We start from the raw sequence: 21,324 nt of genomic DNA, 5'->3' as shown, positions 1-21,324 counted from the left end.
ATTATTTTGTAAAATATGTTGCTATTTTATCAATCACAAAAGATTGCTCCTCATCTGTTAATGTGGGATACATCGGCAGGCTTATACACTGCTTATAATACTGTTCCGCCAAAGGCATGTCCTGCTCTTTCCATCCCAAAGCTCTGTAATATGGCATTAAATGGCATGGTATATAATGAATCTGAGCAAAAATATTATGCGTTCTTAAGTAATTATACAAACCTAAACGATCCTCAACTTCAATAACATACAAATGATAGGCATGTCCGTCTATAGTATCTGATTGTCCTTTAATATAACTTTTACCCTCAAAAGCTTCTTTATATCTTTTTGCAATCGCTCTTCTTCTTTCAAGTCCCTCATCAGCTCTGGACAACTGACTGATTCCTAAAGCCGCCTGAAAGTCTGTAAAACGATAATTATATCCCAGATGCTGCATTTCCATATACCAGCCCGGATAACTCTCCCCTTCCGGAACTGGCTGACCGGCTGCAAACGCTACTGAATTCTCAAAGCTCGACGCCTCTCTTGTGATACCGTGTGTACGAAGCGCTACTATTTTTTTATACAGCTTTTCATCATTCGTTGTAATCATCCCGCCTTCTCCTGTAGCAATATGTTTTACCGGATGAAACGAAAAAATGGCTAAATCGGCATAATTTCCGTTTCCACAATTTTGTTTTGCACCCTTGCTGTCAATAAAATATCCACCGGGAGCATGGCATGCATCTTCAATAATCCATAAACCATATTCATCGGCTAATTTTCTAAAAGCTTCCAGATTAACGGCTCTTCCGGCAAAATCTACCGGAATAATTCCCTGGTAAGTTCCTTTAGGAGACGCTTGCAGCAATTTTTCAACTTTCTCAATATCCAGCAAATAGCTTTCTTCGTCTATATCGGAAAAAACCACTTCACCACCGCAATATCTCACACAATTTGCGGAAGCAGCAAAAGTAATTGGTGCTGTTATTACCTTTTGTCCCTGCGCTACATTAAGTGCTAATGCCGATAAATGCAATGCGGCTGTTCCATTAGAAACGGCAACAGCATATTGACAACCAATGTATGCTGCAAAAGCTTTCTCAAATTCTAATATTTTAGGTCCCTGTGTAAGAAAATCTCCTTTTAAAGCCTCACTTACAACCTTAATATCTTCTTCTGTTATATTTTGTTTTCCGTATGGTATCATCGTTATACTTTAAAATCAGGGTATAAGTGTTCTTTTATCAACTCTCTCAGGCTCTCTACTGTTTCCCATTCTTCATTATCACCCGAGGTATAATTAAATCCTAAAGGAACCTGCTTTGCATTAAACGCTGTTTTATACTCATCCAGATCCCAATTGGTTACCTGAGGAAGGATCACATAGTATTTCCCCAAATCATAAGTGGTAAAAGAATCGGAAGCGGTAATCATTTCTTCGTGAATTTTTTCACCCGGACGTATTCCGCAAATCTTATGTTCACATTCCGGACCGATTGCCTGTGCAACATCTAAAATTCTGTATGACGGTATTTTAGGCACAAATAATTCTCCGCCCCAGGCTGTATCTAAAGCGTGAAGAACCATTGCAACTCCATCCTGAAGCGAAATATTAAAACGGGTCATATTGACATCCGTGATGGGCAAAATTCCTTCTTTTCTTTTATTCATAAAAAAAGGAATCACAGACCCGTTAGATCCCATTACATTACCATATCGCACAACAGAGAATTTAATATCCTGCTGTCCTTTTATATTATTAGCCGCTATAAAAAGTTTATCGGAAGTAAGTTTCGTTGCTCCATATAAATTAATTGGCGCGCAGGCTTTATCTGTAGATAGGGCAACTACTTTAGTTACATTAGACGACAAACATGCTTTTATTACATTTTCGGCTCCGCCAATATTTGTTTTGACACATTCATCCGGATTATATTCTGCGATGTGTACATGCTTCATTGCTGCTGCATGAATTACATAATCAATCCCGTTAAAAGCTCTCTTCAATCGTTCTAAATCTCTAACATCACCAATGAAGTATCTGATTGCAGGATATTCTGATTCCGGAAATTCTTGTGCCATCTGAAATTGTTTTTGCTCGTCTCTTGAGTAAATAACAAGTCTCTTAACATCTGGCCATTTTTGTAAGATTGTTTTCGTAAGCTCTTTCCCTAAAGATCCTGTACCTCCGGTGATTAATATTGATTTATTATTCAGCATTTGTTTTTCTTTTTATGAATGCAAATATAATAATTAAACGATAGTTAAAATACCGATTTTATCTCACAACTTTTAAGCCCTTAATAAACATTTTTAAAAGTATCGCTTTCTGTTTTTTTCATTGCCTATATGTATGTTATTCTCATTTTTAAAAAAAATGCGCAATGCAATCCGTCAGGTATTTAAAACCCTTTCAAACAGTTGATTCAAATCGTCTCTTAACAAAAAAAAACAGCTTATGCATTACGCCCGCTGCCTGTTAATCCTTTTTTATCCCGGTTATCAGACAACTGCAATAATACCGTCGCCAACAATATTTTCTTTAATAATAGCCGGTTTAAAAAAAATCAGATCAAATAACCTATAGTATTTATGTAATGCATGGAATAATGTTATATATAATTTTTAATTTTGCGACCGGAATAGAAAACATTCCGACACATACCTTACAATGAATATTGGGCTGTAATTGCATCAACAATTTTTCCTTTGATCTTGATATGCCAATCGGGCTGTCTTTTCATCGAAATGCCTTTTATGAAATGAGTAAAAAAACAGAGTAGTCAAAATAAAATCAGTGTACATGATGCAGGAAGAAATACATAAAGCATACGAAATCATCAAAAACGGGGGCATCATCTTATACCCTACCGATACCGTTTGGGGTATTGGCTGCGATGCGACCAATCCCGAAGCCGTTAAAAAAATATACGAACTGAAACAACGGGAAGAAAGCAAAAGCATGATCGTTTTGATGAATGGCGATAAAATGATGTACAATGTATTTAAGGATATTCCTGAAGTGGCCTGGCAGATTCTGGATTTATCGGAAAAACCGACTACGCTGATACTTGACAATCCGAGAAATGTAGCCAAAAACATTATCGCTCCCGACAATACGTTAGGCGTTCGCATCGTGAAAGAGCCGTTCTGTTTTAAACTGATTGAACGCATGAAAGTGCCGTTGGTTTCCACGTCGGCTAATATCAGCGGAGAACCCACTCCAAAATCATTTAAAGAAATAAGCCCGGCAATTTTGCAAGGCGTTGACTATGTTGTAAATTTGCAGCACGATAAAGTTGCAGGAAAACCCTCCACTATTATAAAACTGTCGTCAGACAGTCAGGTAAAAATCATACGAAAATAATACAGGCCACCAACCTGCGAATGGTAGATTCAAATTAATGAAAAAGCAAGATTCCTATAAAGAGGCATTACAATCCAAGATATTTGAAATTATTTCAGATGCTGCAAAAGAACTGAATGTTGAATCTTATGTTATCGGAGGTTTTGTCAGAGACCTTATACTTGAGCGTAATCACAAAAAAGACATCGATATTGTTGCGGTAGGTAGCGGAATCGAATTAGCCTTAAAGGTATCCGAACGTATTCCGCACAACCCGAAAGTCCAGGTTTTTAAAAACTATGGTACCGCGATGCTGCGTTATGAGGACATGGACATCGAATTTGTGGGTGCCCGTAAAGAATCTTATCATTTTGAAAGCCGGAACCCGGTAGTCGAAAACGGAACGCTGGAAGACGACCAGAACCGTCGGGACTTTACCATAAATGCTTTGGCACTTTCGTTGAATCAAGCCAATTTCGGAGCGTTAGTCGATCCGTTTAACGGATTATCCGATCTGGAAAACAAATGCATTAAAACCCCTTTAAATCCCGATATCACCTATTCTGACGATCCTTTACGCATGATGCGTGCGATCCGTTTTGCCGCACAGCTCAACTTCACGATCGAAAAAGAATCGCTGGAGGCTATCGAACGGAATAAAGACCGTATCAATATTATCTCCGGGGAACGTATCGTCGATGAGCTGAACAAGATCCTGCTTGCCGAGAAACCGTCAACAGGCTTCTTATTGCTGTACCAAACCGGTCTTCTGGATATTATTCTGCCGGAACTGACCGCGCTGAACCAGGTAGAGGAAATTGAAGGACACACGCATAAAAACAATTTTTACCATACGCTGGAGGTTGTCGACAATATCTGCCCGAATACAGATGATGTCTGGCTGCGCTGGTCGGCATTACTGCACGACATCGGGAAAGCCCCTACCAAGCGTTTTAATAAAAAACAGGGATGGACCTTTCACGGACATGAATTTTTGGGTGGAAAAATGGTCAAAAAAATATTTGAACGCCTGCACATGCCGTTAAACCACAAAATGAAATTTGTGCAAAAAATGGTCATGATGAGTTCCCGTCCCATCGTATTGGCTCAGGATCTGGTTACCGATTCGGCTGTTCGCCGCCTGGTTTTTGATGCCGGCGAGGATGTTGAAAACCTGATGACCTTGTGTGAAGCCGATATTACCACCAAAAACCCGAATAAGTTTAAGAAATACCATCATAATTTTAAAATTGTCCGCCAGAAGATCGTTGAAGTGGAAGAGCGCGACCATGTCCGTAATTTCCAGCCGCCAATTACCGGAGAAGAGATCATGGAAATTTTCAACCTGAAACCTTCCCGTGAAATCGGTCTTTTAAAAGAAGCCATTAAGGAAGCCATACTGGAAGGAGAAATCCCTAATGAATACCAGCCGGCTTATGACTTTATGATGCAGAAAGCGGAAAAACTGGGACTGAAAAAAGTAACTGAATAATGTTTACGGAATGTTTCGGCATACTGTAACGAAATAATACAAAGACAATACGGTTGTCTTTAAAATTTGAATTCCAATATCATGAAAAAACATTTTACTTCCATCGCAAAAACGGCTCTTATTTTAGTTTATCTTGTAATTGTTGCCGGTGCACTGGTGCGTATGACCGGTTCCGGAATGGGTTGCCCCGACTGGCCGAAATGTTTTGGATATTATATTCCTCCAACGGATGTTAAAGAACTGACGTGGAGTGAAAACAGGGAATTTAAAAAAGGACAGGTAATCATTAAAGACCAAAGTCTTTTGGTTGCCAAAGATAATTTTACCACAGGAAGCACATTTGAAGCTTCCCATTGGGAAAAATACACCAAACACGATTATGCGATTTTTAATCCGACGCATACCTGGACAGAATATATTAACCGTTTAACTGGTGCTTTGGCAGGATTGGCCTGTTTTGTTATGGCTATTGCTTCTTTCTCACTCTGGAAACAAAGTAAAAAGATCACACTGCTGTCCTGGCTGGTAGTCTTTATGATGGGATTCCAGGCGTGGCTGGGTGCTACCGTGGTCTATTCGGTACTGAATCCGGTAAAAATTACCGTTCACATGGTAATGGCTTTGGTTATTGTTGCCGTGATACTCTATATCATCCGGTTGGCAAAACCGGTTAGTTCCGATAAAATATTCAATCCGATGTTCCGTACCGTATTGTGGGTTTCTTTAGGACTTACGCTGGTGCAGGTGGTTTTAGGCACACAGGTGCGCCAGTTTGTAGACGAACAGGTAAAATCCGGAATTGGCAACGAAACCCTGTGGCTGAGCAATCCGGAAATCAGCTTCTATTTCCACCGGACATTCTCTTTCCTTGTTTTGTTTGCCAACCTGTTTTTATATTTAAGAAACAAACGTCTTAAATTAGGTTTTGACAAAATTAACTGGGTAATGCTGCTTTTACTGGCCGAAATAGCTTCCGGAATTGCCATGTACTACCTTCATTTCCCGTTTGGCAGCCAAACCATACACTTAGTACTGGCTTCCATCCTGTTCGGAATACAGTTTTATATGATTTTAGAAGCGCGAAAAAATAGTCCGCAGTAACCCTAACCGATCCAGTCTTTAAAATCACTGACTCTTTCCCGGCTTACAATAACTTCCTCTTCTTTAAATGTGGGTAAGATCACTTTTAAACGGGAATTGCTGTACAGGATGATTTCTTTTACCGCTTTCATCGGAATGATAAATTTACGGCTCACCCGGTAGAAATCCTTCGGGTCGAGTTCCGTTTCCAGCTGTTCTAATGTAATGTCCAGTAAATAGTTCCGATTGTCAAGCGTGTGCAGATAAGTACCTTTATTTTCGCTGAAAAAGCATTCTACCTCATCAATGGGAATTACTTTTAGCTGCTGCCCTATTTTAACGGTAAACCGTTTTTTATACTGTTTATCAACAGGGTTAACCAGCATTCGTTTAATGGTTTCAAAATCGAGGGACAAATCCTGGGGTTTTGGCTGTCTTTCTTTAAATTTCCGGAGTGCTGTTTCCAGATCGTCTTCGTCGATTGGTTTCAGCAGGTAATCAATACTGTTTAGTTTAAATGCTTTTAAAGCATACTCATCATAGGCCGTTGTAAAAATCACGGCGCTTTTAATTTCAATCTGTTCAAAAATCTCAAATGATAAACCGTCGGAAAGCTGGATGTCCAAAAAGATCAGCTCCGGATGCGGGTTGTTGTGAAACCATTCCAACGCCTCTTCTACAGAGTGGAGCATGGTTCCTACCTTTAATCCCAGTTTTTCAACTTTTCGCTGCAGCAATCGGGCAGCCGGTTTTTCGTCTTCAATGATAATGATATTCATTTTGTGTGCTTATAATGCTAAATTAAACAAGATTCCTTTCAGGATTATTCCCAGCGTTCTCTTTTTTCCTTTTCCATAAACTCTTTAATCTTGCGTTCTTCCCAGTTACGACCAAAGAAAAAATCATAGCCAAAAACCCTTAATCCATGTGCCAGAAGACCAATTCCCCAGCAAAATGCGGTAAAAAAGTTTTTAAACTGAAAATAGCTTTCGCCTTCTTTAAGATCCTGGATATTCAGAAAAACAATAAAGAGGTTAACAATAATATAAACGATTAAGTGTGAGTAAAATCCTTTGATTCTTTTTACTCTTCTCGCAGCATCCGCATAACGGTCGTCTGCGCTATAATCTTTATCCCAGGAGTCAAATCTTTTTCGCATTGGTCTTGATTTTTATTTCCAGTTTTTTTTACGTGCTTCTTCTTTTTCGATAAATTCCTGCATTTTGCGCTCCTCCCAGTCCTTACCTAAAAACGGCATATAATTAAAAACTTTCATGCCGTGAATGGCTACGCCAACACCCCAGCCCAGCATCGGGTAAAAAAACCACAGATGTTCCGGTGAGGTTAACAGGTTCATTGCCATTAAAGCAAGGTTCACAGCTATATAAGCCGTCAGGTTCCCGTAAAAGCCTTTTATTTCTTCTACTCTTTTTTTCGCTAACCGGTAGCGTTCTTCTTCATTATAATTACGTTCCATAACATTATTTTTTAGTTGCCTTTCGCTTTACTTCCAGTTTTTTCTGCTATCGTTATCCTGCTTGTCCATTAATTCCCTGATTTTGCGTTCTTCCCAGCTGGCTCCATATCCGAAAACACTGAAACCGTGAATGAACAATCCCATTCCCCAGCCCAGCATCGGGAACCAGAACCACTGGAATTGTGAAGAAAAGGTCAGGTTAATAAAAACCAGTGTAGGAATCACCAGGCAGTAGGAAATCATATTCCCGTAAAACCCTTTGATGGCTTCCACTTTCTTTTTGGCTCTGTAATAAGCCGAATCATCGTGATGTTGATAGGTTTCCATAATTCCAACTTGTTTTGTTAACATTGGTAACCGCACAATAAAATCTTTATCGGTCTGTTCAATTTTCACTTTTCTGTCGGTAAGTATCGCATAACGGTTGATGATATTCTGCAATCCCACACCCTGCCTGTCCTTTAAAACTTCTTTTTTCTGAAAGTCATTCTGCACAACCAGGCAGTTGTCCTGTTCGTAAATGCGGATGTGAAGCGGTTTTTTCTCACTCACCACATTATGTTTGATCGTGTTTTCCAGTAATAACTGTAACGAAAGCGGAACCACTTTGCCGTCCGGATTTTCCAGCTGCTCCGGATGTTCATAAAAGAGGCTGTTTTCAAAACGCATTTTCAGAAGATTCATATAGGTTTTCGCAAAAGCCAGTTCTTCTTCTATACTAACAAGCTCTTTGTCCCGCTGTTCCAGCACATACCGGTATATTTTCGATAAAGAGGCCGTAAACCGCTGGGCATTATCCGGATTTTCCTCTATCAGCGAACTCAGTACATTCAGGCTGTTAAACAAAAAATGCGGATCAATCTGATTTTTTAAGCTTTCAAATTTTGCCGAAGCCGTTCCGGCTATTATTTTTTGCTGCTTGACCCTGTTTTCCTGGTAAGAACGGTAAAAATAAATGGCATGTATGATGATCGTTACAATAAATGTAATCACAATTGCCACCAGGTAATTCCCTGCTTTTTCCCTTTCCAGAAACGCTTCCAGCGTGAGCTTGTTTAAAACAACTTCTTCAAAGATCCTTAGCAGGAAAATAGTTCCCAACGAAACGGCAAAAGAGCCAAAGAAACCTATAAAAATCCTTTTCGGCGAGAACCGGTCTTTTACAAAAATCCGGTCTAAGCCAATAAACACTGCCATATTTGCCATATATAAAGCAACAGAATACAACACTGTACATTCAAAAACAAGCAGCAGCTTATCATCAAAGGCTATTTTTACGCCTATAATCAATTGGATGAAAAACATCACCAGAAAGATGATCACTCCTATTATCAGTGAACGAAAAAAATGTTTCAGATATTTATTCATGCTTTAGCTTTCTTGCTTTGATTGATAATTCTCAAAGGTCATTTCAAATTTCACTTCACCGTTTGTATAGGTTCCAACGGCATTCCATCCTTGTTTTGTATAGAACACTTCGGCTCTGGTGTTTGGCGCCGTGCCCAGATAAACCGTTTTCCGGGTCTGCTCAAAGTACCAGGCTAACATTAACCGGTGCAATTCTTTCCCGATTCCTTTTTCGGCATAATCAGGATGAACAAACAGTGCCCAGATATTATTTTCCTGTAAATCCACTATCGAGAAGCCAACAATTTTTGCCCCGGCAATACAAACCCAGCCTTTACCTTTTTCAGTAATATAAAAAAGGACGTCTTTATCCGGAACAATATCGGGATTACTCAGCCGGTTCTCTTTTACGGCATTCCGGACGATTTGAATTTGTGCGATATCATCGCTGTGGGCTTCTCGGTATAACATCTTATTTCGGGCAGTTTTTTAATACTTCCTGCGCTCTTTCCAATCCCCAGTTTGGGTGAAAAGGCGATTCTGGTTTAAAAGTAGCAAAAAGTTCTATTGCTTTTTCAATCTGTGCACACATTGGCTTGGTATCTTTTCCAAAATATTTAGCTCCTCCGATTTCAAATTCCGCTTTTGAGAAAACCACCCGTGGATTATTTGGCGCGATAGCCAGTGCCTTATAATATTGTTCCATCGTTTTACCGGACAGGGTCATCCCGTTTACCTGAGGGTCATAAACAATCCAAGCGGTATAAATCAACGCTTGTGTAACCATCAATTCCGGGTTATTCGGACTTAAAGCTGTAGCCTCGTTCTGGGCTTTTTGGGCTTTCTCCAAAAGAGCCGGAAGATTTTCCCTGTTTTTTCCAATGGCTGCAAAAGCTTCTGTAGTGTTTATCAGCGCGATATAATAGTCCGGCAGCCAGTTGTTTTTTTCTACCAGGGCAATTCTTTCAAACATAGCCGATGCTTCTGCCGGTTTTCCTTCTCCCCAAAGCCCTAAAGCTTTGCCCATTCCTTTTTCATACTGCGTCTGAGCAAATGTCATACTACAAACGAATAATGCTAATGCGGTGATAATTTTTGTCATTTTTAGATTTTTTTAGTTATTGGTTACTATTCAGATTGATGATTAAAACTTCTTTATTTACAGTTCAAAAGTAGCCCTGTTTTAACACCCGGAAAACTTATCGTTACCCAACTGTTGTTTTTTGGGGATGAATTGTTACAGGTTATCCAATTGGTTTGATTTCTTGTCCTGGCTGATCGTCCAGAAGAAGCCCACAAAGAAAAAACGGTCTGCCGGCTGCGTAATCGCCTGACGCTGGAACTGCCCGCTCATATCCGGTGAATTGGCATATTGGTAACCAAAAACATTGTCATTCCCCAATACGTTGGAAACAGAGAAAAACAAAATCTTTTGCTGGGATAACAAATAGGCCCAGCTCACACTCAGGCTATTATAGCTTTTGGTTTTGCCATTCATAAAAAGTGTTTCATTAGGATTATTGTATGGTCTTCCGGTTGCAAAACTGTTGGTTACACTCAGCTGGGAACGCAAATCGTCAATCCAGTATTTCCCAACCACCGAAAGCGTATGCTTTGCCACAAAACCCGGTGTAACCGAAGCGGTATAGTTTTTATAATCCCTTTTGCTATCAATATAGGAATAGGAAACCCAGTAATCCAGGCTTTTAATCGCTTTACTGTCTCTCCAGAAAATATCCAGCCCTTTGGCAAAACCGCTACCGTTGTTATTGTAAACACTGTTGTATTGCGGTAAGTCGGTATTGTATTTTACCAGATTTTCATAATCTTTATAAAAAAGCTCCGCTCTTAGGGTTTGCCCGTTCGCCGCATAGTTATAATTCAGCAGATAATGTGCTGTTTTTTCCGGTTCGAAACCCGACGTATATTTCAGATAATCCTGTTTTGGCAGCTGATGAAAATCCCCGTAAGCAACAGAAAGCTGTCCGTTTTTACTGGTCTTGTAAGCAAATGAGATCCGGGGATCGATCGTGCTTTTTTCCAATAAATCACTGTACATCCCGCGTACCCCAACTTTAGCGACAAAGTCTTTAGACAATACAATATCCGATTCGGCATACAAGGCACCAATACTACTGGTGTAGCCGCTTTGAAAGGTATTCACATCCTGGAAAAAATGCTCTTTAAAATCGGTCAGGAAATAATCCCCGCCAAAAGTGAAACGCACTTTATTTGAAAACTTCTTGGACAATTTTAATTTCAGGTGCGCTGCATTTTCCCTGTTTTTTAGAAAATCGGCATTCAGATCCGTTTTATTCTGACTGTATCCTAATCCCACTCCGGTCTGTATCGTCCAGTTTGCTCCAAAATTGCCTTTATAGGACGAGTTCAGGTAAAAATTACTGTTCTTCGTGTCTACCCGAACCGGATCGGCATAGTTCACATCTTTTTGGTTCAGGTCAAAACTCGCATGGTCGAAAGCCGCATAAAACTTAAACAGCCCGTTTTCAAAATGACGACGGTACACCATTTCCCCCGACATGGACTGGTACGGCTTGTTCCAGTCTACATTTTGTTTGATCAGCTTCTGATACGGTTCCAGATTGATATAGTTCATATTAAAACTCAGCGAGCTTTTTTCCCATTTTTGGGTATTTCCCACACCCAGACCAACGGTCATAAAAGCAACATCTGTTTTTTCCTGATCGGGATCGTTAATGGTACTCAAAAGCAATACGCTCGATAAGGCATCGCCATATTCGGCAGAATAACCACCGGTAGAAAATGAGATTCCGCTAAATAAAAAAGGTGAAAAACGCCCTCTGGTAGGCAAGTTGTTTGCCGATACGCCATAAGGCTGTGCCACACGAATACCGTCAATATAGGTTTGCGTTTCATCCGATTCCCCGCCTCTCACGAATAAACGTCCGCTTTCGCCAACAATCTGCGCCCCTGGTAAGGTTTGCAGCGCTCCGATGATGTTCCCGGCAGAACCCGCTGTAGTAACGATATCCAACGGTTTTAGCACTGCTGCCTTTGCATTGCTGCCCGCCTGGAAAGTTCCTGCCGAAATAACCACGGCATCCAGCGCATTCACGCTTTCTTTCAGCTTAAACGATCTTGGCTGGTAGCTTTCCACTACAATTGCTTCTTTTGTGGTTTCAAAAGTCAGAAAGCTAATTAAAAGTGTCTGGTTTCCTTTCGCATCCGTTTCAAAGGTAAAAGCGCCGCTAGCATCAGAGGAAGCCCCGTCATAGGTTCCTTCAATAAACACGTTCGCCCCTTCAAGCGGTTTCCCTTTCTGATCGACCACCTTACCGGAAATTTTGGTTTGTGACTGGATAGCCAGACAACTTAAAAAGCAAAAAATAGTAATTATTGTTTTCATTATTTCTGTATTTTGATAGGACAAATTTGCAGCACCTGACTGCCGTATCATAAAAAAGAATACTGAATTGTAAAATATAGCGGACGAACTGTAAATTAAAATAAGACATACTGCTTTTAAAACTGCAAAATGACGTAACTTAGCCTGAACACCTAAAAAAACAGTATGGATATTACTGAATTACAAATACTTTGCACTTCTTTTCCGGGTGTCACAGAAGACATTAAATGGGGAGATGATTTGTGTTTTCATATCGGAAACAAAATGTTTTGTGTAATTGGCCTCAATACGGTTCCGGTTACTGCATCGTTTAAAGTAACAGCCGAAGAATTTTCAGAACTCATTCATAGAAACGGAATCAAACCGGCACCTTATGTCGCCCGTTACAAATGGGTTTTGGTTGAAGATATTGCGCTGTTATCGCCAAAAGAATGGCAGCATTATATACAGCAGTCGTATCACTTGGTCAAAGACAAACTACCGGCGAAAGTCAAAAAGGAATTGCAATAACTCAAAATCAGGTCATCATGAAAATCCCAGATCAGTATCTTCCGGTTATGCCCTATATCATTATTGAAGAAGCCGAAGCTTTTTTAAACTTTACCAAAAAAGTACTGGATGCACAGGAACAGCTTATCGTTCCCGGTGAAGGCAGCAGAACCATCATGCATGGCGAAATCAGGATTTTTGACGCCGTGATTATGTTTGCCCAGAAACCCTACGGTTTTGATGCGCGACCCTGCGGAATGTTTATCTATATTGACAATGTGGACCTTGTTTATAAAAAGGCTATCGAAAACAAAGCCGTTTCCTTAATGCCGCCTGTACAGCAGGATTATGGTTATACTGCTGGTTTTGAAGATCCTTTCGGCAACCAGTGGTGGATTGTAAATGCCTAATTTTAACTTTTTCAATACTATTTTTAGCATCGCAATAACTACTTTTGTAAATCTAAATCAGTTTGCGAACTTCTCCCAATGAAAAAAATGTCCTTAATCAAGAAGAATCATCGCTGGATTATTCTTCAGAAATTGATTATCACCTCAGCCATAATAGGCTTTTTAAGTGCCTTATTAGGGAACACTTTAAAAAAAATAACGGAACATTATGAAGAAATTTTCTTCGCCCTGGCAAAAAACAACTGGATGTTGTACCTGCTGTTTCCAATCCTGAGTTTTTCAATCATTTATTTTTTAAGGCAAACGTTATTCAAGAAAAAGGAGAACAAGGGTATCAAGGAGATTTATGAAAGTACCGATTCCAAAACCAAAAACCTCCCGGCCTATAAAGTTTCCTCTCATTTCCTTAACGGATTAATTACCGTTATTTTTGGTGGTTCTACCGGGATTGAGGTTTCTACCGTTGTCGCTTCCGCAGCAATCGGTTCGGTGGTACAGCAAAAGGAAAATGTTTTCAAACGTTATAAAACACAGCTCATCTGCGCCGGAATTGCCTCCGGAATCACCGCTTTATTCGGCAGTCCGATAGCCGGGCTGATTTTTGCCTATGAAGTGATTTCCGGAAAGTTTTCCAGATCTTTTTTACTGACCAACGGAATTGCGGTAGCTGTTGCTTTCACCTTCACTCATTTTGTAGACAGCCAGCCCATGTTTAACATCGCGGTTTTACCCTGGCACCTGCACGCTTTGCCATACATGATTTTGTTAGGCATAATAGCCGGCGTGAATGCGGTGTATTTAAACCGCTGCGTTTTACTTTTCAAACAAAAATTTGCGACAATAGACAAACAGCATTTAAGAATTTTAATCGGTGCCGGTTTCGTCAGCTTGGCATTATTGCTGTTACCGCAGTTATACGGAGAAGGATATCATGCTGTAAAGCAACTGATACACTATTCCAGCAATCTGAAATTAACACTATCCTTTGCCCTGACCTTAATTATGGTAATCCTGATCAAACCGATTGTCACTTCGCTTACTCTGGTTTCCGGTGGTGACGGCGGTGTGTTTGCGCCAAGTCTTTTTATCGGCGCCTTTTTAGGATTGCTGACCGCTTCCGTTCTGAATACTTTTTTTAATGCCGGTGTATTGCCTATCAATTTTATGGTAATCGGAATGGCGGCCATGTTGAGCGCCAGTATCCATGCACCGTTTACCGCCTTATTTTTAGTTTGTGAAGCCATAAACGATTATACGTTGTTTGTACCGATCCTGATTGTGTGCTTAATTTCAAAATATACAGCCAAACTGATTTACCCATATACTGTTTACAGTTATTCGCGAGTATAATATGCCTACAAAAAAAATAAAACGGAATTACCGCAAAGCCAAATATGTCCTTTACAAAGAGACTTTAGTCGATTTCAAGGAGCACTTTTGGGCATTTACCGGTTCATTCGTCGGATTGGGAATTATCAGCTATCTGCAATACGGTTTGTACTCCGTTCAGGATTATGTTTTCCTGATCGGTTCATTCGGTGCCTCCTGTGTACTGGTTTATGGCGTGATTCAAAGTCCGCTGGCACAACCGCGTAACCTGGTGGGCGGTCATCTTATTTCTGCCATAATTGGCGTGACCATTCAAAAACTGATCCCCGATGTGATCTGGGTTGCTGCCCCGCTGGCCGTTTCCCTGTCCATTGTTTTTATGCAGATTACCAAAACACTTCATCCGCCCGGCGGTGCCACTGCCCTGATTGCAGTTACCGGATCGGCAGATATTAAAGCCCTGGGATACTGGTATGTTCTTTCTCCGGTGTTAAGCGGTGCCCTGATCCTTCTGGCGGTAGCGCTGTTGTTCAATAATATGACGTCCAACAGGCAGTATCCGTCGCATCAGAAGTTTACCCATTTTAGAAAAAGGATAAAAGAGCGTTTAAAAAACAACTAGCAATATGCCGCACGTTTTAGCCACTTTAAAAAAGGTTCTTTTTGAGGATATCCGGAAGCCGGCCTGCCGGAAATGATTTACCTGCGCTAAATAGTATCGCTCCATAATTCTGAAAAAACGAGAATAAATAACAAAAAGATATCAATATTTTAATTACTGCTAAAATATTATAATTATTACATTAAATTTCTTAGTATTGCAAATACAAATATTAACTACCTAAAATTATGAAATACTTTAAATCTTTATTAGTTATCGTTGCTTTATTCGCGATAAATTCAATTTCAGCACAATCAATTTCTGATAAATGGCCTCAAATGAGAGATTATCAGGATTTATTGACTAAAACTTACCGTGATGCTTTAAAAGGTGACCTGAAGCCTATTAAAGGAAATGCCGAAACACTGGTTCAGTTTTCAGAAGCACTTAACGAATACAAATTCCCGGATCATATTGCCAGAACAGAAGAATTAGCTAATAAAATCATTGCTTTAAAAAATGATACCAAAGCGCTTAATGATATCATCAACAGCAAAGGTACAAACGATGCGATCATGAAAGCTTTCAATAAACTGAATGCGACGAACAAAGCGTTAAACGCTCCAAGTAGCAAACCAGCAAAAAAATAATAAAAAAAAGCCTAGTTAACTAGGCTTTTTTTATGCTTCTAAATGACATCCCATGCTTAGCCTCAACAAAGTGCATCACATTGCCCTGATTTGTTCCGATTATAAAAGATCCAAACATTTCTACACCGAAATCCTGGGTTTAACCGTCCTGCAGGAAGTTTACAGAGCCGAACGGCAATCGTATAAACTGGATTTAGCCATCAACGGTAATTACTGCCTGGAACTCTTCTCTTTCCCGGATCCGCCGCTGCGTCCTTCCCGGCCGGAAGCCGCCGGACTGCGCCATCTTGCTTTTGAAGTAAATGACATTCACGATACCCACGAATACTTAACACAAAAAGAAATCGATTGTGAAACGATCAGAGTCGATGAATATACCGGAAAACGCTTTTTCTTTATTGCCGATCCTGATTTACTGCCGGTTGAGTTTTACGAAAAATAAATAAAAATCCGTTTTTACCGAATTTTACATACAAAAACCTTATAATTGTAAACCAAAATTCAATAAAAACGCATTAATGAAACTAAAAATACGTTTCCCGGCTGTGCTGTTATTGCTGTTTTATACGGCTGTTCATGCCCAGAATGAATCCCGAAACATCCTGTTTGTGGGCAACAGCATTACTTACTTTAACGATATGCCGGTATTGTTTAAAGATATCGCTAACAATAAAGGAAAAAATGTAACCACACAAATGCATGCCGTTGGCGGTGCCGGATTTGCAGATCATGCTGCCAATGCTGCCGTGTACAATCTTTTCCGGGAAAAAGTATGGCATGCGGTAGTGCTGCAACCGGGTTCCGGAGAATCGGCCGGTGCCACTGCATCTGTAAACCAGACCATCCAAAGAGGCCGGATGCTGATCGATTCCATAAAAAAATACAGTCCCTGTGCCAAAGTACTGTTATATGAAATCCCGTATGGCGTTCCTTCCGCTAACAACTACGCAACCTATTTTACCGTTCAGACCCGCATCAAAGATTCGCTTACCAAAATGGCCGATAACCTGCACGTTCCGTTTGTTCCGGCAGGAGAAAGTGCCCGGATGCATTATACCGCCCAGCAGGATCTGCTTTTGCACGGAACGTACAATGATATCCACCCGAATCTGAACGGCTCTTATCTTGTTGCGGCAACCATGTTTGCCGCCATTTTCCAGGAACCGGTAACCGGAACCACTGCCTTTGGCAATGTAAACCCTAATACTGCGGCCTATTTTCACAATATTGCCGATCAGGTTGTGTTACCGAATAAACCGCAATGGCGCATCAATACGTTCGACCTTCACGCTAATTTTGAATACCAGCACAATAACAATACGGTGCATTTCACCAATACTGCCGCAAACTTTACAGTACTCGAATGGGATTTCGGAGACGGAACGACCTCATCCGAAAACAATCCGGTGCACCTTTTTACAAGCGGCGGACAGAAAACCGTCACCTTAAAAGCGTTTCGTAACGGTTGTGTGGAAATCATCGAAAAACAAATCGACCTGGGAACGTTAACCTCTGCTGCATTTACCACAGCCGGGCTTATGCTCTATCCCAATCCTGCCGGAACGGTACTGAACATTACCAATAATGAACCGGCTTCCGGCATTCGTATTGTGAATACTGTCGGACAGGAAATGTACCGCAATGCTCAACAGCAGCACGACTGGAAAATTGACGTTTCCGGATATGCCACCGGAATTTATTTTATAATTACCGATAATCAGGCTGTGTATAAATTTATTAAGTCGTAAACCCTTTCTTTTCCGTTTGTACCGGCTCATCCCCTTTAGCCAATAAAACACTGTAAACAAGAAACTTATAAAACTTAACTAAAAAATTATCAACACTAATTGGATTAAAAAGGATTAAACGTAACTTTGGCTTTTTAAAAAACAAAAAAGGTTATGGTTTATAAATTCAGAGTAATACTCGATGCTGAGGAAGATATATTCAGAGATATTGCGATCCTTGAAGATAATTCTTTAGAGGATTTACACAACGCTATTGTTAATGCCTTTGGCTTTGACGGAATGGAAATTGCTTCTTTTTACACTTGTGATGACGAATGGACACAGGAAGATGAAATTCCATTATTTGATACCGGAGATGTTCCCGGTGAACAAAAAACCATGGCTGATTACCCGCTTTCTTCTATTTTAGATGAAAACAGTACTAAAATCATTTACGTTTACGATTTCCTTAATATGTGGACATTCTTTGTGGAACTGGCTGCTGTTGAAGACGAAGAAAACGGTGTGACGTATCCTGATTTATTATTCGCTCACGGAGAACTTCCAACAGATGCTCCTACAAAAGATTTTAATTCGCCAATTGTATCCAACGATGATATGTATGGAGAATTTGAAGATGATTTTGACGACGAAGATTTCGACATGTTCGATGGAGACGACAGTTTCAACGATATGGGGTTTGAAGAAAACTGGAACTAATTTCACTGCGGCCTGTAAGCTTGTTTCCAAACGATAACCGGTCGCTTTCCGAAATTCGAATGCCGTTATGGCGGCATATATTATTATAACAAATCTCAATTCAGCAAAATACACAGCGTAGGCGGCATGCTATTTTCATGCTTCGATGAGTACGGAAATAACAACCGTTATTTTCTGACCTGATTCCGTTTACCCTGTACCAAATTTAACAACAATGATAAACTTATTCAACACCCACATCGACAATCTTTCTATTCACAGAGTAGGAAATAAAAGCCGTAACGAAGCCATCTTTTTATCCGAAACACCTTATGGTATTGATGACGAGATCATGCCTTTACTAAAGGAATATTTCTTTAAACCATTCCGGGAAAAAGAAGAAAATTATTTTCAGTTTGCCCATGATGTTGATTTGGATTATAATGAAATGTTCAATTTTTCCAATGAGATTTTCACTAATCCGGGAAGCATACACGACGTTTCTAAAAAAATAACAAGACACTTATTTGAACAGTCCAACCACCCGCACATTAAAAACGGAGAGGTATATGTAACGTATTTAACCAATGTGTCCATCGATAACAATGTGGTGGATGCTATCGGTATTTTCAAAAGTGAGTTAAAAGCCGATTTCCTTCAGTTTGAAGAAAGAGAATCTACTCTGGAAATGATACTGCAACAAGGTATCAACCTGAACAAACTGGATAAAGGCTGTATCATTTTCAACTACAAAAAAGAAGAAGGATACAAAATCCTGACCATAGACAGCAACCGTTATGATGCGCGTTACTGGCTGGAGCATTTCCTTTCTGTAGATGCGTTTCAGGATGAAAACTTCAAGACTAAAAAATACCTGAAATTCTGCCAGGATTTTGCAAAAGAAGTAGTACTTCCGGCAGAAGACAAAAAAGAAGAGGTAATGTTCATGAACCGTTCGGTAAACTACTTCGCTAAAAATGACGAGTTTGAAGAAACCAACTTTTTAAATGAAGTAATTGACAATCCCGATTTGATTTCGGAGTTCAAAAACTACAAAGTAGACAAAGGGGAAAAATACAGTATTGAAGACCTGACCAATTTCCCGATTGCGAATGCAGCGGTTTCCGATGCCCGTAAAAAAATGAAAAACACTATCCAGCTGGATACCAACATTCAAATCAAACTGGATTTCATTAATCCGGAAAGTGCTGAAAAATTTGTAGAAAAAGGCTGGGACGAAGAAAAACAGATGTATTACTACCTTGTTTACTTCAATAAAGAACAAAAAAGCTAAAAATAAAGAGGTCGGATTCGGCCTCTTTTTTATTTCCCGCATAACAACATTCATTTTTTTTCGTTCCTAAATTTATTTTTATATCTTTAAATATAGGTTTTTCTGCAAATGTTAAAAAAAACACTCCCTATCCTATTCCTCTTTTTTGTGCTGCTGCCACAAGGTTATGCTCAGGACACAAAAACCAAAGTAGACTCTTCCAAGGCTATTTACCAGGATATTGAGAAGTTTTCCAAAAAGAAAAAATTTACCCGTTTTATACACCGGCTGATCTTCCGGCCAACCCGAAGCGTTACCACGCCCAGAAAAGAAATCAAAGCCGCACCGCCGGCTAAACCGATGTCTTACCTGCCGTTTGAAGGAAAAGTTATCCGCAAGATCAGGATTGAAACACTGGATCCTTTCGGCTATTCAGTTACCAATGAGGATGAAACGCCTAATAAATGGATTGAACGTTTTGGTAACAGGATTCACATTAAAACCAAAAACTGGACGGTTCGCAACCTGTTGCTTTTTAAAAAATATGAAACCGTCGATTCCCTTAAAATGCGGGAATCGGAACGTTTGGTTCGTCGTCAGCGGTACGTGAGAAGCGTTACGATCAAACCGGTTGCCACCAACAGCCCCGATTCTATTGACGTGGTGGTACGCGTACTCGATTCCTGGAGTTTTATCCCTACCGGAGCCTTTACCGGTTCCCAGAGCAATCTGGAAATAACCGAGCGAAACTTTTTAGGCCTCGGACATGAATTTGAGAACAACTTCAAACAGCGTTTTTCCGATAATAAAAGTGCTTACAGTGCGAAATATACGATTCCCAATATCCGGAATACCTATATCAATACGGTATTGCGCTATGAATACGGACTGGAGGACGACTACATCAAGGGATTTGCCGTAGAACGTAGTTTTTTCTCCCCGTTAACGCGCTGGGCAGGCGGTTACAGCTTCGAACAGAACTTCCACAAGGAAGAGTTCAAAGACGGTACTTTTGATGAAAACGGTACGGCAAATACCATTTTTCAAAACTTTAAAACCGAATCCCAAAATTTCTGGGGCGGACATGCTTTCCGGATCTTTAAAGGACGTTCGGAAGACAACCGCATTACCAATCTGGTCACGACCGCCCGTTTTTACAATTCAAAATTTATTGAGAAACCCGATGTAAAATACGATTCCATCAACTATTTTGCCAATACCAAATTGTACCTCACCAGTATCGGTATCACAACCCGAAGCTTCGTACAGGAACGCTATCTGTTTAACTATGGTATTATTGAAGACGTTCCGGTTGGAAGAGTCTATTCGATCACGACCGGTATACATCAGAAAAACGGCCTTAAAAGATTGTATCTGGGATCGCGGGTATCCTTTGGCGACTACCATGATTTCGGCTTTTTAGGCACCACTGTGGAATGGGGCGGGTATTTTAACGGTTCGCTGACCCAGCAGAGTGTTTTTCGTTTTGAAATCAACTATTTCACAAAACTCATCGAATACGGCAGCTGGAAATTCCGGCAGTTCATCAAACCCGAATTTATCATTGGCAGCCACCGTTTGCAAACGGACCGTGATTTGCTGACGCTTTCCGGAAACAACGGTATTCAGGGATTTGACAGTGTTGATTTTTACGGAAACCGGAAAATCCAGATGACCTTCCAAACCCAGTCCTATATGCCGGGCAGCTGGTACGGCTTCCGTTTCAGTCCCTTTGCGAACTTCTCATTCGGAATGCTGGGGGATCAGGACCACCTTTTTTCCAACCGTTTGTACTCCAAATTCGGACTGGGTGTTTTGATCAGTAACGACTACCTTGTTTTTAACAGCTTTCAGCTGTCGTTTGCCTTTTACCCAAGTATTCCGGGTGCCGGCGACAATATTTTCAAAACCAATTCTTTTAAGAATAATGATTTTGGACTGCAGAATTTCCAGATCGGAAATCCTTCAGTAATTCCTTACCAATAATATCTTACTTTTTTAAGTAACAAATTGCAAAGTGCCTCGTCTTAT

Annotated in this window: 22 protein-coding genes; 13 read left to right on the top strand and 9 right to left on the bottom strand. The window is 40.3% G+C overall.

All coding sequences use genetic code 11. The features are described 5' to 3' along the window. Position 1: 1 nt before the first annotated feature. Both pseC and pseB read right to left on the bottom strand, forming a co-directional pair. Positions 2-1,192 carry a UDP-4-amino-4,6-dideoxy-N-acetyl-beta-L-altrosamine transaminase gene (gene pseC, locus B3394_RS09025; protein ID WP_286915399.1) on the bottom strand — a complete coding sequence of 397 codons (1,191 nt, stop codon included), beginning with the start codon at positions 1,190-1,192 and terminating at the stop codon, positions 2-4. A 2-nt stretch (positions 1,193-1,194) separates the two neighbouring features. Further along, positions 1,195-2,205: a UDP-N-acetylglucosamine 4,6-dehydratase (inverting) gene (gene pseB / locus B3394_RS09020; RefSeq protein WP_177735523.1), complete on the bottom strand. Its 1,011-nt coding sequence runs from the start codon at positions 2,203-2,205 to the stop codon at positions 1,195-1,197. Between the two features lie 586 nt (positions 2,206-2,791). Between pseB and B3394_RS09015 the strand changes: the two genes are divergently transcribed. From B3394_RS09015 to B3394_RS09005, 3 genes are all read left to right on the top strand, one after another. Beyond that, on the top strand, positions 2,792-3,352 hold the full coding sequence (locus B3394_RS09015; RefSeq protein ID WP_177736438.1) for an L-threonylcarbamoyladenylate synthase: 561 nt from the start codon (positions 2,792-2,794) through the stop codon (positions 3,350-3,352). Positions 3,353-3,389: 37 nt separating this feature from the next. Beyond that, positions 3,390-4,823, top strand: a complete 1,434-nt coding sequence (locus B3394_RS09010; RefSeq protein WP_177735525.1) for a CCA tRNA nucleotidyltransferase — start codon at positions 3,390-3,392, stop codon at positions 4,821-4,823. Positions 4,824-4,904: 81 nt separating this feature from the next. Beyond that, the gene (locus tag B3394_RS09005) at positions 4,905-5,924 is read left to right on the top strand and encodes a COX15/CtaA family protein (RefSeq protein WP_286915392.1); all 1,020 of its coding nucleotides are present in this window, start codon (positions 4,905-4,907) and stop codon (positions 5,922-5,924) included. Between the two features lie 2 nt (positions 5,925-5,926). Here the strand turns inward: B3394_RS09005 and B3394_RS09000 are convergent, their stop codons facing one another. The 7 genes from B3394_RS09000 to B3394_RS08970 form a co-directional block, all read right to left on the bottom strand. Continuing rightward, entirely contained in the window at positions 5,927-6,682 is a 756-nt protein-coding gene (locus B3394_RS09000) for a LytR/AlgR family response regulator transcription factor (protein ID WP_177735529.1), read from the bottom strand. Positions 6,683-6,726: 44 nt separating this feature from the next. Beyond that, positions 6,727-7,062 (bottom strand): 2TM domain-containing protein, encoded by a 336-nt coding sequence (locus B3394_RS08995; protein WP_177735531.1) that lies wholly within the window; start codon positions 7,060-7,062, stop codon positions 6,727-6,729. Between the two features lie 12 nt (positions 7,063-7,074). Beyond that, positions 7,075-7,380, bottom strand: a complete 306-nt coding sequence (locus tag B3394_RS08990) for a 2TM domain-containing protein (protein ID WP_273243634.1) — start codon at positions 7,378-7,380, stop codon at positions 7,075-7,077. Between the two features lie 27 nt (positions 7,381-7,407). Further along, positions 7,408-8,748 (bottom strand): 2TM domain-containing protein, encoded by a 1,341-nt coding sequence (locus tag B3394_RS08985; protein WP_286915386.1) that lies wholly within the window; start codon positions 8,746-8,748, stop codon positions 7,408-7,410. A gap of 3 nt (positions 8,749-8,751) precedes the next feature. Then, positions 8,752-9,198 carry a GNAT family N-acetyltransferase gene (locus tag B3394_RS08980; RefSeq protein WP_286915384.1) on the bottom strand — a complete coding sequence of 149 codons (447 nt, stop codon included), beginning with the start codon at positions 9,196-9,198 and terminating at the stop codon, positions 8,752-8,754. Position 9,199: 1 nt separating this feature from the next. After that, a complete protein-coding gene (locus tag B3394_RS08975) occupies positions 9,200-9,829 on the bottom strand; it encodes a hypothetical protein (RefSeq protein ID WP_286915382.1) in 630 nt (209 codons plus the stop codon). Positions 9,830-9,964: 135 nt separating this feature from the next. Then, entirely contained in the window at positions 9,965-12,115 is a 2,151-nt protein-coding gene (locus B3394_RS08970) for a TonB-dependent receptor (RefSeq protein ID WP_286915379.1), read from the bottom strand. Positions 12,116-12,280: 165 nt separating this feature from the next. On the opposite strand from B3394_RS08970, the gene B3394_RS08965 reads away from it, so the two are divergent. From B3394_RS08965 to B3394_RS08920, 10 genes are all read left to right on the top strand, one after another. Then, a complete protein-coding gene (locus tag B3394_RS08965; protein WP_177735543.1) occupies positions 12,281-12,625 on the top strand; it encodes an MmcQ/YjbR family DNA-binding protein in 345 nt (114 codons plus the stop codon). Between the two features lie 17 nt (positions 12,626-12,642). Next, complete coding sequence (locus tag B3394_RS08960) at positions 12,643-13,014, top strand: VOC family protein (protein ID WP_286915373.1); 372 nt, start codon at positions 12,643-12,645, stop codon at positions 13,012-13,014. An 87-nt stretch (positions 13,015-13,101) separates the two neighbouring features. Continuing rightward, positions 13,102-14,364: a chloride channel protein gene (locus B3394_RS08955; protein WP_317168397.1), complete on the top strand. Its 1,263-nt coding sequence runs from the start codon at positions 13,102-13,104 to the stop codon at positions 14,362-14,364. A 1-nt stretch (position 14,365) separates the two neighbouring features. After that, positions 14,366-14,965 (top strand): HPP family protein, encoded by a 600-nt coding sequence (locus tag B3394_RS08950; RefSeq protein WP_286915369.1) that lies wholly within the window; start codon positions 14,366-14,368, stop codon positions 14,963-14,965. Between the two features lie 317 nt (positions 14,966-15,282). Next, the gene (locus B3394_RS08945) at positions 15,283-15,594 is read left to right on the top strand and encodes a hypothetical protein (RefSeq protein ID WP_177735552.1); all 312 of its coding nucleotides are present in this window, start codon (positions 15,283-15,285) and stop codon (positions 15,592-15,594) included. Positions 15,595-15,646: 52 nt separating this feature from the next. Further along, positions 15,647-16,036 carry a VOC family protein gene (locus B3394_RS08940; protein WP_286915364.1) on the top strand — a complete coding sequence of 130 codons (390 nt, stop codon included), beginning with the start codon at positions 15,647-15,649 and terminating at the stop codon, positions 16,034-16,036. A gap of 76 nt (positions 16,037-16,112) precedes the next feature. Continuing rightward, entirely contained in the window at positions 16,113-17,342 is a 1,230-nt protein-coding gene (locus B3394_RS08935; RefSeq protein ID WP_286915362.1) for a T9SS type A sorting domain-containing protein, read from the top strand. Between the two features lie 153 nt (positions 17,343-17,495). Further along, positions 17,496-18,041 carry an IS1096 element passenger TnpR family protein gene (locus B3394_RS08930; RefSeq protein ID WP_177735558.1) on the top strand — a complete coding sequence of 182 codons (546 nt, stop codon included), beginning with the start codon at positions 17,496-17,498 and terminating at the stop codon, positions 18,039-18,041. 214 nt (positions 18,042-18,255) lie between these two features. After that, the gene (locus B3394_RS08925) at positions 18,256-19,314 is read left to right on the top strand and encodes a nucleoid-associated protein (protein WP_177735560.1); all 1,059 of its coding nucleotides are present in this window, start codon (positions 18,256-18,258) and stop codon (positions 19,312-19,314) included. 108 nt (positions 19,315-19,422) lie between these two features. After that, positions 19,423-21,279, top strand: coding sequence for a hypothetical protein (locus tag B3394_RS08920; protein WP_177735562.1), 1,857 nt, complete (start codon positions 19,423-19,425; stop codon positions 21,277-21,279). The last annotated feature ends 45 nt before the right edge of the window (positions 21,280-21,324 follow it).

Origin of the sequence: Flavobacterium sp. UBA4197 (assembly GCF_002379575.1) — a bacterium.
Lineage (GTDB): Bacteria > Bacteroidota > Bacteroidia > Flavobacteriales > Flavobacteriaceae > Flavobacterium > Flavobacterium inviolabile.
The sequence above is the reverse complement of the archived record's forward strand: the minus strand, read 5'-3'. Positions and strand labels throughout refer to the sequence as shown.